Origin of the sequence: Andreprevotia lacus DSM 23236, from assembly GCF_900176275.1 — a bacterium.
Classification (GTDB): domain Bacteria; phylum Pseudomonadota; class Gammaproteobacteria; order Burkholderiales; family Chitinibacteraceae; genus Andreprevotia; species Andreprevotia lacus.
Genome location: NZ_FWXD01000003.1, coordinates 38,031 through 53,908 on the forward strand (window position 1 = coordinate 38,031; position 15,878 = coordinate 53,908).

Here is a 15,878-nt window from a genome sequence, read left to right on the forward strand (position 1 = left end):
GGCTGTCGCGCATAATGAAGCCGATGCCACTGGCGGATAGCCCATGAAACCCAGCCTTGCCCTGCTACGGAAGCGCCCGATGCTCGCCTCTATCCTGCTGCTGCTCGTCGTTGCCCTGACCGCCTGTTGGGCCTGGGAGTGGTGGCCGCGCGCGCCGCAAACACCATCCGGCATTGCGGCCGACCAGCCCAAGGCACGCCAGCGCATCCGCACCGATTTCCTGCCCTATTGGGAACAGGTGCCGCTGCAGGAGATGGAGCGCCAGGCCGCCAAATATCCGCGCGAGCTGTGGCTGGAAGGCACCACCCACCAGCGCCAGGTGGCGCTGACCTTTGACGACGGCCCCGGCGAATACACCGGGCCGCTGCTGGATGTGCTGAAAAAGCATGGCGTGCATGCCACCTTCTTCATGCTGGGGCAGAACATGGAGCTGCGCCCGTGGGCAGTGGAGCGTGCGTGGCGCGAAGGCCACACGCTGGCCAACCACACCTTTACCCACCCGCATCTGTCGGGTGTGGACGAGCAGACCTTCTGGGACGAGGAGCTGGGCAAAACGCAGGCCATCTTCAAGCGCATGGTAGGCTTCGAGCCGACGCTGATGCGCCCGCCCTATGGCGAGATCAGCGATGCGCAGATCGAATTCCTGGCACGGCGCGGCATCAAGGTGATCTTGTGGTCACTCGATACGCAGGACTGGAACAAGAACCGCATGCTGTTCGGCAAACACAACATCGAGCGTGCGGTGCAGGACAATATGCATGAAGAGGCGATCATCCTGATGCACGACGCGGGTGGCAAACGCGGCAAGACGGTGGCCGCGGTCGATGCGCTCATCCCGTGGCTGAAAGCCAGCGGCTACGAGTTCGTCACCGTGGACCGCCTGCTGGGGCTGCCGGCGCAGCCCCAGCCGCCACAGCTCAAGACCGCCAGTTTGCCGCAATGAAATCGCTGATGGCGCGGATGACCACAGGTGCACCATCGCCGCTGAGCAGATCCGCGCCATGCGCGCCGCCAGGGAAGACCTGCAGCGCCTTGGTACCCCCGGCTACCTCGTGCATGTGCGTGGTGTCGGCCAGATAGCTGTCGTACTTGCTGTTGATGAACAGCTTGGCTGCCGTCGATGCCTTGAGCGCCTCATCCGGCGCGGCAATGCTGCCATAGGCGCCCGGCGAGCTGAGCAACACGTAAAGATCGGGCTGGATGTCCAGCGCAGCCGGCACGGTAACAATGCCGCCCATGCTGGCACTGACCAGCGCCAGATGCCCTGCCCCGCGCGAGCGCGCAAAAGTGCTGGCGGCGCGCAGGTCATCGGCAATATGGCTCAGGTCTATCTTGCCGGCCGACGGCGGATAGCCACGGAAGTTGTAGGTGAGCACGGCATAACCTTGCGCAAGCAGGCCGGGCAGCAACGGTGCCCAGTCGTCCTGGGTGCGGTTGTATTGATGCGACAGCAGCACCACGCGGTCGGCATGCTCCGGACCGTACCAGACGCCCGACAGCAATGTGCCGTCGCCACTCTGGAAGGCCACGGTTTGACCGCTGACCTTGGGTACTGCCGGTGCCGCCTCGGCCGCTGGCGCGGGTTTTGCGGCCTTGCCGGTTTTCAGCGGCTTGGCGTGCACCACCGGCAGGGCCAGCGCAGCGGCCAGCAGCAGAGCAAGATGGGGACGGTTAAGGGATGTCTTGAACATGGCAGGGCTCCTGAAGACCGGCAAAGGCCGGCAGCAGGGCCAAGATTAGGGATGACAGCAGGCGGACCGTGATAGCAGCATGGCCGCAGCACTGTGCAAAACGACAGGAAGACCAATATGGACCGCAACGCGCTACCGCCGCTGGCCGTCATCGGCCGCAGCATCTATCCCGATCTGGTCATGCCCATCGCCGTGGCCGAAGGCGAAGTGCTGGCGCCGGCCGACCCGGCGCACCCGCGCTACGTGATCGTGCACGTGCGGCAAGGCTCGGCCCTGCTCAGCCTGCATGGCCAGCCCGTACTGGTGAGCGCGCCGGCCGTGCTGCTGCTGGATGAGTCCAGCCGCCCGGCCATCATCCGCGCCACACGGCTGGCCTTGTCCTGTGTCTATTTCCACCCTTGCGTGGTCAACAGCGTGTTCAGCATAGAGGCACTGCAGAGCACGCCCTGGTTCGACGGCACGGCCAGCCAGGATGCCTGGCTGCTGCAGCCGTTTCTGGATGCGATACACATGGGCCAGCCGCTGACGCTGCTGCCCGCGCTGCACGCACAACTGGCCGCCGCCTGCGCGCGCATCGCCGCCGAAGGCGACGAGCAGCGTGACGGCAACTGGCCCTGCCGCATGCGCTCGTGGCTGATCGAACTGCTGTTCCGCCTGCGCGTGCTGAGTGACGACGCCCCTGCCCATGCCAGCACCGCAGCCACCGGCCACCGGCTGGATCAGGTACTGCTGCTGGTGCACGACCGCTACAACACCAGCTTTACCCTGGACGAACTGGCCCGCTGGTGCGGCAGCAACCGCACCACGCTGAACCAGCACTTCCGCAAACTGACCGGCCAGAGCGTGCGCGCCTATACCATCGCGTTGCGCATGCAGATGGCCGCCACGCTGCTGCGCGACACCCTGCTGCCGGTCAGCGAGGTCATGGAGCGCGTCGGCTATGACAACCCGAGCAATTTCACCCGTACCTTCCGCCAGACCACCGGCGTGACGCCGCGCCAGTACCGTACTGCAGAGTGCTGGATGCAATAACGCAGACATTCTCCACCACAAGGATCACCATGACACACCCGCTTGAAGGCGAATGGCAATTGCTCTCGTCCGACCTCACCATCGGCGACACCACATATCCCTGTCTGCCCGACGACTGGCGCATGATCAAGATGATCACAGCCACGCGCTTTGCCTTCTTTTCGGCCAGGAACGAGCGGCCGAACTTCCCGTCCTACGCCGGCACGCCCGAACTGCGACTGGAAGCCTTTGCCAGCTACAACTCGGGCAGCGGCACGTGGAGCCTCGACAACAATCAGTACGTCGAGCATATCGAGTTCTGCAATTTCCCCAACTACGTCGGCCAGTCCATCGCCTTTGACATCAGCTTCGATGGCGACCAGCTGACCATGGCCGGCCGCTATCCGCTGGTGAGCATGGGGCTGGGCGATGCCGATGGCCATCTGGTGGAAGTGTTCCGCCGTCTGCGCTGAGCGCCTTGCACTCCATAGGGCCTTGAGCTGCGGGCCAACGGCATCAAGCACCCGGCCAAGCCGGGTTCTCACTGCTTATGCGAGCGAAATGACGGCGCTCTCTGATTGATTCCCCCCCGCCCTCGCCACCGCGAGGGAGCCTCGCTGTTGCTCGTCAATCGCTGCAGGGAACTGTTGTTGAAACGTTGAACGTCACTACGAGGATCGCCATGAACAAACTCGCCCTGCCCCTGCTCGTGCTGGCCCCGCTCGTAATCGCGGTGGCAGGCTGTCACCGCCAGGCCGCGCAGGCCGACACCGCAGCGGGCGAGCTGTTCGATGACTTCAGCTATGCCAATCCCGGCGAGCTGGCCGCGCATGGCTGGATCATGCGCACCGCCGCCGGCTGGCCCGGCCCGACGGGCGCACTGTGGAGCGCACAGCGCTTCAGCATGGTTGCCGACCCGCAACAGACCGGCAACCGGCTGCTGCGCATGAATGCCGAAACCGATGGCAGCACCACGCGTCAGGCCCAGCTCTGCCATGCACGCAAATACCTTGCTGGCACCTATGCCGCGCGGGTGCGCTTTTCTGCCGCCCCGGTCAGCGGCCCCGACGGCGACCGCACGGTGCAGACCTTCTACCTGATCAGTCCGCTCAAACGCGACATGGACCCGGATTTCAGCGAGATCGATTTCGAATACCTGCACCACGGCGGCTGGGGTGAGCGCAATGCCGCGCTGTTCATGACCAGCTGGGAAACGGTGCAAATGCAGCCCTACAGGCAATACAACCAGAGTCATACCCAGCGTGGCGAGCTGACCGGCTGGCATACGCTGCTGGTGCAGGTGGCCAAGGACGAAACGGTGTATTACGTCGATGGCGTCTACAGCGGCCGGCACGGCAAAAGCAGCTACCCACGCGTGCCGATGTCGATCAATTTCAACCTGTGGTTCACCGCCGAAGGCATGACCGCTGACAAAACCCTGCGCCGCTGGGAAGAAGACGTGGACTGGGTCTATCACGCCGCCAATCAGGTACTCAGCCCGCAACAGGTGGATGCGCGCGTGGCGGCGCTGCGCAAGGCGGGCACGGCGTTCACCGATGGCGTAGCACCGGCTAACCCGGCGCTGCCGTCGCCGTGTGATTTGTAGCAGCCGTGGGCGTTGGTGGTTGTAGCAGCGCCACAGCAGCTTTCTTTTTCTGCAAGCTCAGGTGATGATGCCTTCGACGCTTCCCTCAAAGACAGCGTCCATCCTCGCCACACCCAAGGAGCAGAAATGCCCGATGTTTCGCAGCAAGGCACGGCCCATGAATCAGCTGGCTTTGCATATCGCGTGCTGCCACGCCTGTTTGACTTTGTTGCAGCCCTCATGCTGTTTGGCGTGCTATCCGCCCTTCTGCACGACATCGACTCGGCCAGCGCTTTTGCAGTGATCTGGTTACCGCCAGTGCTGGTCGAAGCCATGTTGCCACGCAGCCCGGCCAAGCTGCTGTTCGGCCTGCAGGTCATCCGGCTTGTCGATCTGCAGCCCGCCAAACGCTGGCAACTGGCTGCACGCAGCGTGCTTTGGAGTGCACTGCCCCTGGTCGCACTCTGGCCAAAAACGGCAATGCCCCCGGAGACAGCCACCTCGATGTCCTGGTTGCTGTTGCTCCCTGTGCTGCCGATAATCGATTGCGCCTTTGTATTGCGCGGGTCGCGACAGCGTCTGCTGGACCGCTGCTTGGGGCTGGCCGTGGTGCACAAGCAATCAACCGCTGCGGAGCCCGAATCGCCACAAGTGATGCAAGCCCGCCATGACATGCCGGGCGATGACCACGTCACGCTCACCAGCTTTGACCAGATTTTTCCGGCCGAAGCACTTCGCGGCCTGTTGGAAGCAGAAGGAATTCCTGCCAGCCTGAAAGATATGCAAACGGTCCAATACAACGCCCTGTGGTCCAATGCGCTCGGCGGCATCAAGGTGCAGGTGCCGGCCGGTGAGCTGGCCCGGGCCCGCGAGATCATGGCCGCATTCGAGCGTGGCGATTACGACCTGATCGACGAGGCGGATGAAGCAACATCCGCCCCGCCGGATCAGGCAGCAGCAAAGCTGTAAACGTCCATGGCCAGGATGCGCTCGGTGACGGCGGCAAAGTGCCGCGTCACTGCCGGGCGTTCGCCTGCGGCGCCCAGCGCCACATAGATGGGCAGCAGGTGTTCCTGCGTCGGGTGGGCGCGGGCAGCTTCCGGCGCGCGGGCGCGATAGTCGAGCAGCGCCTCGACGTCACCGGCCTGCAGGCGGTCATGGAACCACTCCTGAAACGCCGTCACATAGGGTGGCGCTGCTTCGCCGTCATGACCCCACTCGATTTCGTAGAGATTGTGGGTGAGGCTGCCCGACGCCACCAGCAGCACGTCGTCCGGCAACAGCGTGGTCAGCGCCTGCCCCAGCTGGTAGTGCCAGGCCGGGCTTTGCCGGCTGTTGATGGTGATGGGTACCACCGGCACCTCGGCATCCGGGTACATGTCCTTCAGCGGCACCCACGCGCCATGGTCCAGCCCGCGCTCATCGTCGACGCGCACCGGCCAGCCGGCATCCTGCAGGCCCTTGGCCAGCTGCAGCGCCAGTTCGGGGTCGCCTTGTGTGTCGTAACGCACCTCGTACAAGGGGGCCGGGAAGCCGCCAAAGTCATGAATGGTGTCGTGGCTGGCGGCGGTGCCGACCACGGGTGTCGGTGCCGACCAGTGCGCGGAGAACACCACGATGGCGCGCGGCTTGGGCAAGGATTGCGCCAGGCTGTGCCAGGCCGTGCCGGTGGCACCGGCACCCAGCGCCAGCATGGGCGAGCCGTGGGAGACGAATACGGTGGGCAGGCGGGTCATGATGAACTCCAGTGCAAGCCCGGCATTGCCGGGCGGTTGGTAGGATACTTTACGCGTGATGGTTGGAAATGCCAGCGCTTCAGCGCTTGGGCAGGCGGCTGCGCACCAGGGTGAGCGCCCCGTCGCCCAGCAGGGCCACGGCAGCGGCCGTCACAGTCAGGAACACCGGGTATTCCCAGCCACCGTTCTGGTTGCCAAAGGCCCAGCCATTGCCGAAGTGCACGGTCGATGCGGCAGCCAGTTGCACGGTCAGCACGCCGGCTACCCAGCGCGGCATGATGCCGGCCAGCAGCATGGCGCCACCGATGATCTCGGCAAACGTGGCCGGATAGGCCAGCCAGGCCGGGAAGCCGACCGAGGCAAAGAACTGTGCGGTGCCGGGCAGGGTAAACACCAGCAGCTTGGTCAGGCCGTGAGCCAGAAACATCACCCCCAGCGCGGTGCGCATCAGGAAGATGCCAATTTGCTGGCTGTCGAATCGGGTGGTCGTGGTGGTGCGGGTCATGGCGGCTGTCCTTGTGGCAGTGATGTGCGATGGAGACAGCTTAAGCCCGTAGCCATTCAGGATAAACCAGCATTCAATAGATGATTTATCCCGAATTTCGCAACAATAGGCCGCGGGATCAGATGTCCACACCGATGGCCGCCAGGCTGGCCGGGTCATACAGCGACGGAATCAGGCGAATGCCGTTGGTGGTATGCGCCAGCAGCGCCGGTACGCCACGCACACCTGCAGCACGCTGCGCCTGCTGGCCGGCCTGCAGGCGTGCCCGTGCAGCCCGCACGGTGGCATCATCCTGCATGGCAGCGAGGAAAGCAGCACGCGGCATGCCCAGCCCCTCGGCCACGCCAGCCAGCACATTCACATCACTCACGTCCTGGCCGGCCACATAGCGGGCTTGTTGTAGCGCTTCAAGCACCGCCAGCGCATCATCGGGCTGCGCGCTCGACAGGATGTGGAAGGCCAGCGTGAGCAGCCACGAATCGAAACGGCCGCCGGCCTGCAGTACGTCGCGGCGATAGGCATCGGAAAACTGCTGACCGGTCATCTGCATGATGCGCTGGTCGTTCTGCCAGGCATAGGCGGCAAAGCCTGCATCCATCTCGCGCCCGTTGGCGCCAGCAAACAGGCCGGTGGGCGTCAGCCGCAGCGGCTTGCCGGTCTGGGCCGCCACCTCGCGCACAATGGGGTGTGCGCCGTAACACCAGCCACACAGCGGATCAAACAGCAGTTCGAAGGATTGGATATCGTTGGACATGGAATGAGTGCTTGAATTTATAGACGACCGGTCTAATTATAAGCAAACTGTTTTGAATAGCGCAGCAGCACCATTACGGTAGCATTCACCATCTGCTGCTGCACCGTATCTGTACCAGAGGAGCACATCCATGCAAGGCTTTGAATTCTACAACCCGACCCGCATCGTCTTTGGTGCCGGCAAGATCGCCGAGCTGGCGCGGCTGGTGCCCGCCAACGCGCGCGTGCTGGTGCTGTACGGCGGCGGCAGCATCAAGCAGAACGGCACACTGGATGAGGTACGCGCGGCCTTGCACGGCCATGATGTGCGCGAGTTCGGCGGTATCGAGCCCAACCCGCGTTTCGAGACGCTGTTGCAGGCGGTCGAGATCGTCAAAACAGAGCAGATCGACTTCCTGCTGGCGGTGGGAGGCGGCTCGGTGATCGACGGCACCAAGTTTGTCGCGGCAGCCGCGCGCTATGCGGGCAACGATCCGTGGGACATCCTCACCACCTTCGGCAGCACCATTCAGGACGCCGTGCCGTTAGGCAGCGTGCTGACCCTGCCGGCCACCGGCTCGGAAATGAACAACGGCGCAGTAATCAGCCGCGCCGGGGACGACAAGCTGTTCTTCGGCAGCGAGCGCACCTTCCCGGCGTTCTCCATCCTCGACCCGACCAAGACCTATACCCTGCCACCGCGGCAGATCGCCAACGGCGCGGTCGATGCCTTCGTGCACGTGATGGAGCAATACCTGACCTACCCTGCCGGCGCGCTGGTGCAGGATCGTTTTGCCGAGGGCCTGCTGCAAACCCTGATCGAAGTCGGCCCGCAGGCGCTGGCCACGCCGACCGATTACACGGTACGCGCCAACCTGATGTGGTCTGCCACCCTGGCGCTGAACGGCCTGATCGGTGCCGGCGCGCCACAGGACTGGGCCACCCACATGCTGGGCCACGAGCTGACCGCCGTTTACGGCCTGGATCACGCGCAAACCCTCGCCATCGTGCTGCCGGCCATGCTGCAGGTGCGGCGTGCCGACAAGCGCGCCAAGCTGCTGCAATACGCCGAGCGCGTATGGGGGCTGCATGAGGGCAGCGATGATGCGCGCATCGATGCCGCCATCGCCCATACGCGCGATTTCTTCGAGCGCATGGGCAACCCGACCCATCTGGCCGCCTATCAGATCGGCAGCGACGCAGTCGAGCGCATCGTCGGCCAGCTGGCACGCCATGGCATGACGCAGCTGGGCGAGCGACAGGACGTGACACTGGACGTGAGCCGCCGCGTGCTGGAAGCCAGCCTGTAAGCGCCTGTCCCGACCCGAGCCGTGACCTTTGGAAAGCGGCATCAGGGCAACAAAAAAGCCACGCAATGCGTGGCTTTTTTGTTGCTGCAAGCGATGAAGCGCGACCTATTGCGCTTCCGGCTTGGCCGGCGCAGTCATGCCGTGGCCGTAAACCACCTTGAAGTTGGCCTTGATGCCGTCCAGATAGCTGTCCTGCTCGGCCTTGCCATAAGCACGTTCAAGCTGAGTCATCAGGCCCTTGCGCTCGCCAGCACCCGGCTGCTCTGCGGGAATGGACTTGATCGCCTTGTAGATGACAAAGCCCTGGCCCGGCACATTGCCCGAGGCATAGGCTGGCAGCTTGGCAGCAGGCACCGAAAACAGGCCATTCAGTGCTTTCGGGTCCACACTGCGGTCCCCCATGCGGGTCAGCTCGCGCTGCTCTTGCCACTTCAGCGGCACGTCCTGGCCCTTTTGCAGCGCGGCCAGCTTCTTCGCACCATCGTCAGCCGCCAGCTTGGCCGCCTTTTCCTGCTTGAGCTTGATCTGGATATCGGCCGATACGCTAGCCAATGGCTGTTGCTGGGCCGGCTTGTAATCAACCACACGTGCGGCCACCACGGTGCCCGGCAGCGTTTCAATGCCTTCGGTATTGTGCTTTTTCTTCAGCACATCATCGCTGAAGACCGCTTCAAGCAGCTTGGGATTGTTCAGCACGCTGTCCTTGGCCGAGGTCTTGCTTACCCAGTCACTGGACATGATGGCCAGCTTGTAGGCGTCAGCTGCCGGCTTCAGGCTATCGGCCTGGTTGTAAACGGTGTCGTTGAACTTTTCCAGCTGCGCCTGGAAGGCAGTCTGCGCCTTCTGCTGCTTGAGTTGCGCAACGATTTCCGGCTTTACGTCGGCCAGCGTGCGGGTCTTCACATCATCGATATGGATGATGTGGAAACCGAACTGCGTGCGTACCAGCCCGGAGAATTCGCCCTTGCCCAGCTTGAGCGCAGCGGCCTTGAATTCCGGCACGAACTGCACGCTGTCATCAAACCAGCCCAGATCGCCCCCATTGGCACCCGAACCCTTGTCATCCGAATTGGCCTTGGCCAGCTCACCGAACTTGGCCGGATTGGCCCTCGCTTGCTTGAGCAGCGCTTCGGCCTTGTCTTGCGCGGCCTTTTGCTGCTCGGCATTGGCGGAAGGCGCTACCGCGATCAGGATATGCGAAGCCTTGCGCTGCTCGCGCGTCAACTCTTTCTGGTGTTCGTCGAAATACTTTTGCACGTCGGCGTCGGACACGACTTGCGCATCCACCAGCGTGCCGCGCGAAAGCGCGATGTATTCCAGCTTGACCTGCTCGGGCAACTTGAATTGTGCAGCGTTCTTGTCGTAGTACTGCTTGATTTCGGCATCGCTCACCGTAGCTTGCGCCAGGTAATCGGCCGGGTTGATCAGGGCTCCGGCGACGAGGCGTTTTTCGCCAATGGCGCGGGTCAGACGATCCAGCGTGGCGTTGGAAGCAATCACGCTGAGCGGCAACGCCGACAGCAGCTGACGGCCGGCAAGGTCGTCGCTCATCAGTTTTTCAAAGTCCTTGGGCGACATGCCTTGTGCCGCCAGCACTTTCTGATAAGTTTGGTTGTTGAACTGGCCGTTTTCCTGGAATACCGGATAGGCGGCAATGGTATCGCGCAGCTGGTCGGCGCTCGGGCCGAAGTGCAGCTTGTGCGCCTGCTCGAGCACCAGTTGGCGGTCGATCAGTTGACGCACCACCATGGGCTTCATTTCATTGCTGACAGGCTGGCCCTGCGTGGCCTTGGCCACGTCTGCCTCGGTGATTTCGGTGCTGCCCACCTTGGCCAGGTAGTTGTTACCACCCTGCAGGGCGCTCAGGCCCTGTACACCTACCCCAACCATCAACCCCAGCGCTACGAGGCCGAGAACGACCTGTACCGACGTTTTATTCTTCTCAACAAAATCGAACATGTGACATGCAACTCCGCGATGTTTCGCGCCGTATCATGCCAGAAGCGCACTGCGCTGTCTCGGTCGCTGGATCACAGGTTGCAGAAAAGAAAAAAGCCAAGCACTTGCGTGCTTGGCTTTTGATTCTGGCGGAGCGGACGGGACTCGAACCCGCGACCCCCGGCGTGACAGGCCGGTATTCTAACCAACTGAACTACCGCTCCAGAAGAGAAAGCGATTTTAGCAGACTTCAGAAACTTTGCAAGGGGTTTTCACCAAATTTGCTTCGAACTGAACTACTGAATCACTTTGGTGGGTAGTAGTGGATTCGAACCACCGACCCCCTGCGTGTGAAGCAGGTGCTCTAACCAACTGAGCTAACCACCCATCCGTCTTTCGTCGCTGCTGTTACCTCAGCGACGAAAGACCATCATTGTACTGCATCTTTCAGGGATTTACCAGCCCTAAATTTCGGCTGTTTTGCAGCTTCGATCTTGATGGTCTCGCCGGTGCGCGGATTGCGGCCGTTGCGAGCTTCGCGCTCGGCAACATAGAAAGTACCGAAACCGACCAGCGTCACTTCGTCGCCCTTGTTCAGCGCGGCCGAGATGGCTTCAACGGTGGCATCGAGTGCCTTGCCAGCAGCAGCCTTGGACAGGCCGGCGGATTCTGCGATGGCATCAATCAATTCGGATTTGTTCACTTACGTCCCCTTACATTCTGGTTGGATGGTTCCGGTCAGCCGATTGCTTGAGCTTTATAGCAAGCGGCAAAATCGCGTGTCAACTAGTGCTTTGTGAGCTGTTGGCCCGCATCAACGCTTGGATTGGCGCTGCTTTGCGGCAAAATTGCTTCCGCGTTCTCCGTAGCTGCGTCCAGGGGCTGCGGCTGGCGCTCCAGCGCATGGCCCAACACCTGATCGAACCACTTCACCGGATGGATGCTCAGCCCGCGCTTCACATTGTCCGGGATCTCGGTCAGATCCTTGACGTTCCCTTCCGGGATCAGCACTTGCTTGATGCCACCACGGTGCGCTGCCAGCAGCTTTTCCTTCAAGCCGCCAATCGGCAATACCTCGCCGCGCAGCGTAATCTCGCCCGTCATCGCTACATCGCATCGTACAGGAATATCAGTTAACACTGATACCAGCGCGGTAGCAAGGCCGATGCCGGCACTGGGGCCGTCCTTGGGCGTGGCGCCCTCGGGCAAGTGTACGTGGATGTCCTTCTTCTCGAAGGCATCGGCAGCAATACCCAGGCGCTCTGCGCGGCTGCGCACGACGGAGCGCGCGGCTTCAATGGATTCCTTCATCACGTCGCCCAGCGTGCCGGTGCGGGTGATGTTGCCCTTGCCCGGCATGGTCACGGCTTCGATGGTCAGCAACTCGCCGCCCACTTCGGTCCATGCCAGACCGGTCACCTGGCCCACCTGGTTCTGCTGTTCGGCCACGCCGTATTCGTAGCGCTGCACGCCAAGGTACTTTTCCAGCGTCTTGGGCGTAACGGTGATCTTCTTGTCGCTGGGCTTGAGCAACAGCGCCTTGACCACCTTGCGGCACACCTTGGCGATCTCGCGGTCGAGCGAGCGCACGCCGGCTTCGCGGGTGTAATAGCGCACGATGTCGCGCACGGCAGCGTCGGAAATGCTCAGCTCGCCCGGCTTCACGCCGTTGTTCTCCATCTGCTTGGGCACAAGGTATTTGAGGGCGATATTCACCTTCTCGTCCTCGGTATAACCCGACAGACGGATGACTTCCATGCGGTCCAGCAGCGCTGGCGGAATGTTCAGCGAGTTGGCGGTAGCCACGAACATCACGTCCGACAGGTCGTAATCGACCTCCAGATAGTGGTCGTTGAACGCGTGGTTCTGCTCCGGGTCGAGCACTTCCAGCAGCGCCGACGACGGGTCGCCACGGAAGTCCTGGCCCAGCTTGTCCACTTCGTCGAGCAGGAACAGCGGGTTCTTCACGCCAACCTTGGTCATGCTCTGCACGATCTTGCCGGGCATGGAGCCGATGTAGGTGCGGCGGTGACCACGGATTTCTGCCTCGTCACGCACGCCACCCAGCGCCATGCGCACGAACTTGCGGCCGGTGGCGCGGGCGATCGACTCGCCCAGCGAGGTCTTGCCCACGCCGGGAGGGCCCACCAGGCACAGGATGGGGCCCTTGAGCTTGTCGACACGGCTTTGCACCGCCAGATACTCGACGATGCGTTCCTTGACCTTATCCAGGCCATAGTGATCGGCGTCGAGGATGTCCTCGGCAGCGCCCAGGTCCTTGCTGATCTTGGACTTCTTCTTCCACGGCACGCCCAGCAGCGTATCGATGTAGTTGCGCACGACGGTGGCCTCGGCACTCATCGGGCTCATCATGCGCAGCTTCTTGAGTTCGGCCTCGGCCTTCTCGCGGCCTTCCTTGCTCATGCCGGCCAGCTTGATCTTCTTGTCCAGCTCGTCCAGATCGGCGTTTTCGTCCAGCTCGCCCAGCTCTTTCTGGATCGCCTTCACCTGTTCGTTCAGGTAGTACTCGCGCTGGCTCTTTTCCATCTGGCGCTTCACGCGGCCACGGATGCGCTTTTCCACCTGCAGGATGTCCAGCTCGGTTTCCAGCTGCTTGAGCAGGTGCTCGATGCGCTTCTTCACGTCGGGCATTTCGAGAATGGCCTGCTTCTGTTCCAGCTTGAGCGGCAGATGCGCAGCCACGGTGTCGGCCAGACGACCAGCCGATTCGATGCCTGCCAGCGAAGTCAGGATTTCCGGCGGGATTTTCTTGTTCAGCTTCACGAACTGGTCGAACTGCGCCAGCAGGGTGCGGCGCATGGCTTCGACTTCGTGACCTTCGTTTTCTTCGGGGTCGAACGGGGCAGCTTCGGCACGGAAGTAGCCGTCTTCGTCAAACAGACCGCTGACATTGGCGCGCACCAGACCTTCGACCAGCACCTTGACGGTGCCGTCCGGCAGCTTGAGCAGCTGCAGCACGGTGGCAATGGTGCCCACCGGATAAATGTCACCCAGCGAGGGTTCGTCCTTCTGCGCGTTCTTCTGCGCAGCCAGCAGGATGTGCTTGCCGCCATCCATGGCTGCTTCCAGCGCGCGGATCGATTTGGGGCGACCCACGAACAGCGGAATCACCATGTGCGGAAAGACGACGACGTCGCGCAGCGGCAACATCGGGTACACAGCGGACCCGGTCGGCAAAGTATGGTTATCGGACATGAGATTCGCCTAAGTTAAAAACAGGGAGAATGAAGGGATAATGTGGCTTCACCGGCATAAATTCAACGCCGCCGGGCACGTCTGTGCACGGCGGCGTCAAAAGCAGTGCAATAACAGGTGCTTAGGCCGCAGCGGCCTGATCCTTTTCCATCGCAACCAGCTCCGGCACCTTGCCGTCGAGGATGACGTCGGCATCAACCAGCACCTTGGCAACGCCTTCCATCGCCGGCAGCTCGTACATCGTATCGAGCAGCGCGCCTTCCAGGATCGAGCGCAGGCCACGTGCACCGGTCTTGCGTTCCATCGCCTTCTTGGCAATCGCCGCCAGGCCTTCGCTGGTGATGTCCAGTGCCACGTCTTCCATCTCGAACAGGCGCTGGTACTGCTTGACCAGTGCGTTCTTCGGCTCGGTCAGAATGGACACCAGCGCCGCTTCGTCCAGCTCACCCAGTGTGGCAATGACCGGCAAACGACCGACAAATTCCGGGATCAGGCCAAAACGGATCAGATCGTCCGGCTCCACTTCATGCAGCAGCTGGCTGGCATTGGCGCTTTCGTCCTTGCTGACCACTTGTGCACCGAAGCCGATGCCACCCTTTTCCGAGCGGCTGCGGATGATCTTGTTCAGCCCCTCGAACGCACCGCCGCAAATGAACAGGATGTTGGTGGTATCAACCTGCGGCATTTCCTGGTTCGGGTGCTTGCGGCCACCGTGCGGCGGTACCGACGCCACCGTGCCTTCCACCAGCTTGAGCAGCGCCTGTTGCACGCCCTCGCCCGATACATCGCGGGTGATGGACGGGTTTTCCGACTTGCGGGCGATCTTGTCGATCTCGTCGATGTAAACGATGCCGCGCTGCGCCCTCTCGATGTCGTAGTCGCACTGCGCCAGCAGCTTGGCGATGATGTGCTCGACATCCTCGCCCACATAGCCGGCCTCGGTCAGCGTGGTGGCATCGGCAATCACGAACGGCACATCCAGCATGCGCGCCAGCGTTTGCGCCAGCAGCGTCTTGCCCGAGCCGGTCGGGCCGATCAGCAGGATGTTGGACTTGGCCAGCTCGACGCCTTGCGCCGCCGCCACGCCCTTGGTCGACAGGCGCTTGTAGTGGTTGTACACCGCCACCGACAGGATTTTCTTGGCGCGCTCCTGGCCCACCACGTATTGATCCAGATTGGCGCGGATCTCGGTCGGCACCGGCAGCTTGCGCCCGTCCGGCGTCGTGGCCTCGATGCTGGCCAGTTGCGTCGCCTCTTCCTTGAGCACATCGGTGCACAGGTCGATGCATTCGTTGCAGATGAATACATCCGGCCCGGCGATCAGCTTCTTCACTTCATGCTGGCTTTTGCCGCAGAAGGAGCAATACAGTAATTTTTCTTTGTCGGTCATCTTGAAACCAGTCAGTGGCCGCCGGCAGCGCCGGCGGCATTTACCTCGGTGAATCAGCCTTCGCGCGACACCAGCACTTCGTCGATCAGGCCGTATTTCTTGGCTTCTTCCGAGCTCATGAAATTGTCACGGTCGGTATCGCGTTCCACCGTTTCCAGCGATTGGCCGGTGTGTCGGGCCAGCAGCTCGTTCAACTGGCGCTTGGTCTTGATCAACTCGCGGGCGTGGATTTCGATGTCCGATGCCTGGCCTTGCAGGCCGCCAATCAGCGGCTGGTGGATCATGATGCGCGAATTGGGCAGCGCAAAGCGCTTGCCTTCGGCGCCACCTGCCAGCAGGAAGGCGCCCATGCTGGCCGCCATGCCGATGCACAGGGTAGAGACCTTGGGCTTGATGAACTGCATGGTGTCGTAAATCGACATGCCTGCCGTCACCGAGCCACCCGGCGAGTTGATGTAGAGGTGGATATCCTTGTCCGGGTTTTCGCTCTCAAGGAACAGCAACTGTGCCACCACCACGTTGGCGACTGCATCGTTCACCGGGCCGACGAGGAAAATGACGCGCTCTTTCAAGAGGCGCGAATAGATGTCATAGGCACGCTCGCCACGGCCGCTTTGCTCGATCACCATCGGCACATAGCCGAGGTTCTGCGGATCAAATTGCTGCATCCTGTTTCCCCTGGGTTCGCTACATGGGCCGTCGCCGCATCGTGCTGCGCCGGCAAGAATAAGTACGGCGCGGAAACCGCTGCGCCATCGAGATGG

15 protein-coding genes and 2 tRNA genes are annotated in these 15,878 nt (G+C 62.2%); 6 read left to right on the forward strand and 11 right to left on the reverse strand.

Going from position 1 to position 15,878, the window contains the following annotated elements:
- The first annotated feature begins 79 nt into the window (after nt 1–79).
- Entirely contained in the window at nt 80–943 is an 864-nt protein-coding gene (locus B9A19_RS03270) for a polysaccharide deacetylase family protein (RefSeq protein WP_176216748.1), read from the forward strand.
- Here B9A19_RS03270 and B9A19_RS03275 read toward each other — a convergent pair.
- Entirely contained in the window at nt 918–1,691 is a 774-nt protein-coding gene (locus tag B9A19_RS03275) for an alpha/beta hydrolase (protein WP_084089123.1), read from the reverse strand. The genes B9A19_RS03270 and B9A19_RS03275 overlap by 26 nt on opposite strands.
- Before the next feature lie 117 nt (nt 1,692–1,808).
- On the opposite strand from B9A19_RS03275, the gene B9A19_RS03280 reads away from it, so the two are divergent.
- The 4 genes from B9A19_RS03280 (at nt 1,809) to B9A19_RS21970 (ending at nt 5,256) form a co-directional block, all read left to right on the forward strand.
- Nucleotides 1,809–2,723, forward strand: coding sequence for a helix-turn-helix transcriptional regulator (locus B9A19_RS03280; protein ID WP_084089124.1), 915 nt, complete (start codon nt 1,809–1,811; stop codon nt 2,721–2,723).
- A gap of 29 nt (nt 2,724–2,752) precedes the next feature.
- The gene (locus B9A19_RS03285) at nt 2,753–3,175 is read left to right on the forward strand and encodes a lipocalin-like domain-containing protein (protein ID WP_084089125.1); all 423 of its coding nucleotides are present in this window, start codon (nt 2,753–2,755) and stop codon (nt 3,173–3,175) included.
- A 209-nt stretch (nt 3,176–3,384) separates the two neighbouring features.
- Nucleotides 3,385–4,308, forward strand: a complete 924-nt coding sequence (locus B9A19_RS03290; RefSeq protein ID WP_084089126.1) for a glycoside hydrolase family 16 protein — start codon at nt 3,385–3,387, stop codon at nt 4,306–4,308.
- Nucleotides 4,309–4,323: 15 nt separating this feature from the next.
- Entirely contained in the window at nt 4,324–5,256 is a 933-nt protein-coding gene (locus tag B9A19_RS21970) for a putative signal transducing protein (RefSeq protein WP_245804267.1), read from the forward strand.
- Here the strand turns inward: B9A19_RS21970 and B9A19_RS03300 are convergent.
- The 3 genes from B9A19_RS03300 to B9A19_RS03310 all read right to left on the reverse strand — a co-directional run bounded on the left by B9A19_RS03300 (nt 5,235) and on the right by B9A19_RS03310 (nt 7,282).
- A complete protein-coding gene (locus B9A19_RS03300) occupies nt 5,235–6,023 on the reverse strand; it encodes a dioxygenase family protein (protein ID WP_084089127.1) in 789 nt (262 codons plus the stop codon). The genes B9A19_RS21970 and B9A19_RS03300 overlap by 22 nt on opposite strands.
- A 79-nt stretch (nt 6,024–6,102) precedes the next feature.
- Entirely contained in the window at nt 6,103–6,528 is a 426-nt protein-coding gene (locus B9A19_RS03305; RefSeq protein WP_084089128.1) for a DoxX family protein, read from the reverse strand.
- 118 nt (nt 6,529–6,646) lie between these two features.
- A complete protein-coding gene (locus B9A19_RS03310) occupies nt 6,647–7,282 on the reverse strand; it encodes a DsbA family protein (RefSeq protein WP_084089129.1) in 636 nt (211 codons plus the stop codon).
- A 130-nt stretch (nt 7,283–7,412) separates the two neighbouring features.
- Between B9A19_RS03310 and B9A19_RS03315 the strand changes: the two genes are divergently transcribed.
- Complete coding sequence (locus B9A19_RS03315) at nt 7,413–8,570, forward strand: iron-containing alcohol dehydrogenase (RefSeq protein ID WP_084089130.1); 1,158 nt, start codon at nt 7,413–7,415, stop codon at nt 8,568–8,570.
- 105 nt (nt 8,571–8,675) lie between these two features.
- On the opposite strand, the gene B9A19_RS03320 is transcribed toward B9A19_RS03315, so the two are convergent.
- The 7 genes from B9A19_RS03320 to clpP all read right to left on the reverse strand — a co-directional run bounded on the left by B9A19_RS03320 (nt 8,676) and on the right by clpP (nt 15,782).
- On the reverse strand, nt 8,676–10,529 hold the full coding sequence (locus B9A19_RS03320) for a SurA N-terminal domain-containing protein (RefSeq protein ID WP_084089131.1): 1,854 nt from the start codon (nt 10,527–10,529) through the stop codon (nt 8,676–8,678).
- Nucleotides 10,530–10,655: 126 nt separating this feature from the next.
- A tRNA-Asp gene (locus B9A19_RS03325) sits at nt 10,656–10,732 on the reverse strand.
- Nucleotides 10,733–10,818: 86 nt separating this feature from the next.
- Nucleotides 10,819–10,895, reverse strand: a tRNA-Val gene (locus B9A19_RS03330).
- Between the two features lie 43 nt (nt 10,896–10,938).
- Nucleotides 10,939–11,211, reverse strand: a complete 273-nt coding sequence (locus B9A19_RS03335; RefSeq protein ID WP_084089132.1) for an HU family DNA-binding protein — start codon at nt 11,209–11,211, stop codon at nt 10,939–10,941.
- Between the two features lie 83 nt (nt 11,212–11,294).
- Nucleotides 11,295–13,724 carry an endopeptidase La gene (lon, locus tag B9A19_RS03340; RefSeq protein WP_084089133.1) on the reverse strand — a complete coding sequence of 810 codons (2,430 nt, stop codon included), beginning with the start codon at nt 13,722–13,724 and terminating at the stop codon, nt 11,295–11,297.
- 121 nt (nt 13,725–13,845) lie between these two features.
- Nucleotides 13,846–15,114, reverse strand: coding sequence for an ATP-dependent Clp protease ATP-binding subunit ClpX (clpX, locus tag B9A19_RS03345; RefSeq protein ID WP_084089134.1), 1,269 nt, complete (start codon nt 15,112–15,114; stop codon nt 13,846–13,848).
- 53 nt (nt 15,115–15,167) lie between these two features.
- Nucleotides 15,168–15,782 (reverse strand): ATP-dependent Clp endopeptidase proteolytic subunit ClpP, encoded by a 615-nt coding sequence (gene clpP, locus B9A19_RS03350; protein WP_084089135.1) that lies wholly within the window; start codon nt 15,780–15,782, stop codon nt 15,168–15,170.
- Nucleotides 15,783–15,878 lie beyond the last annotated feature (96 nt).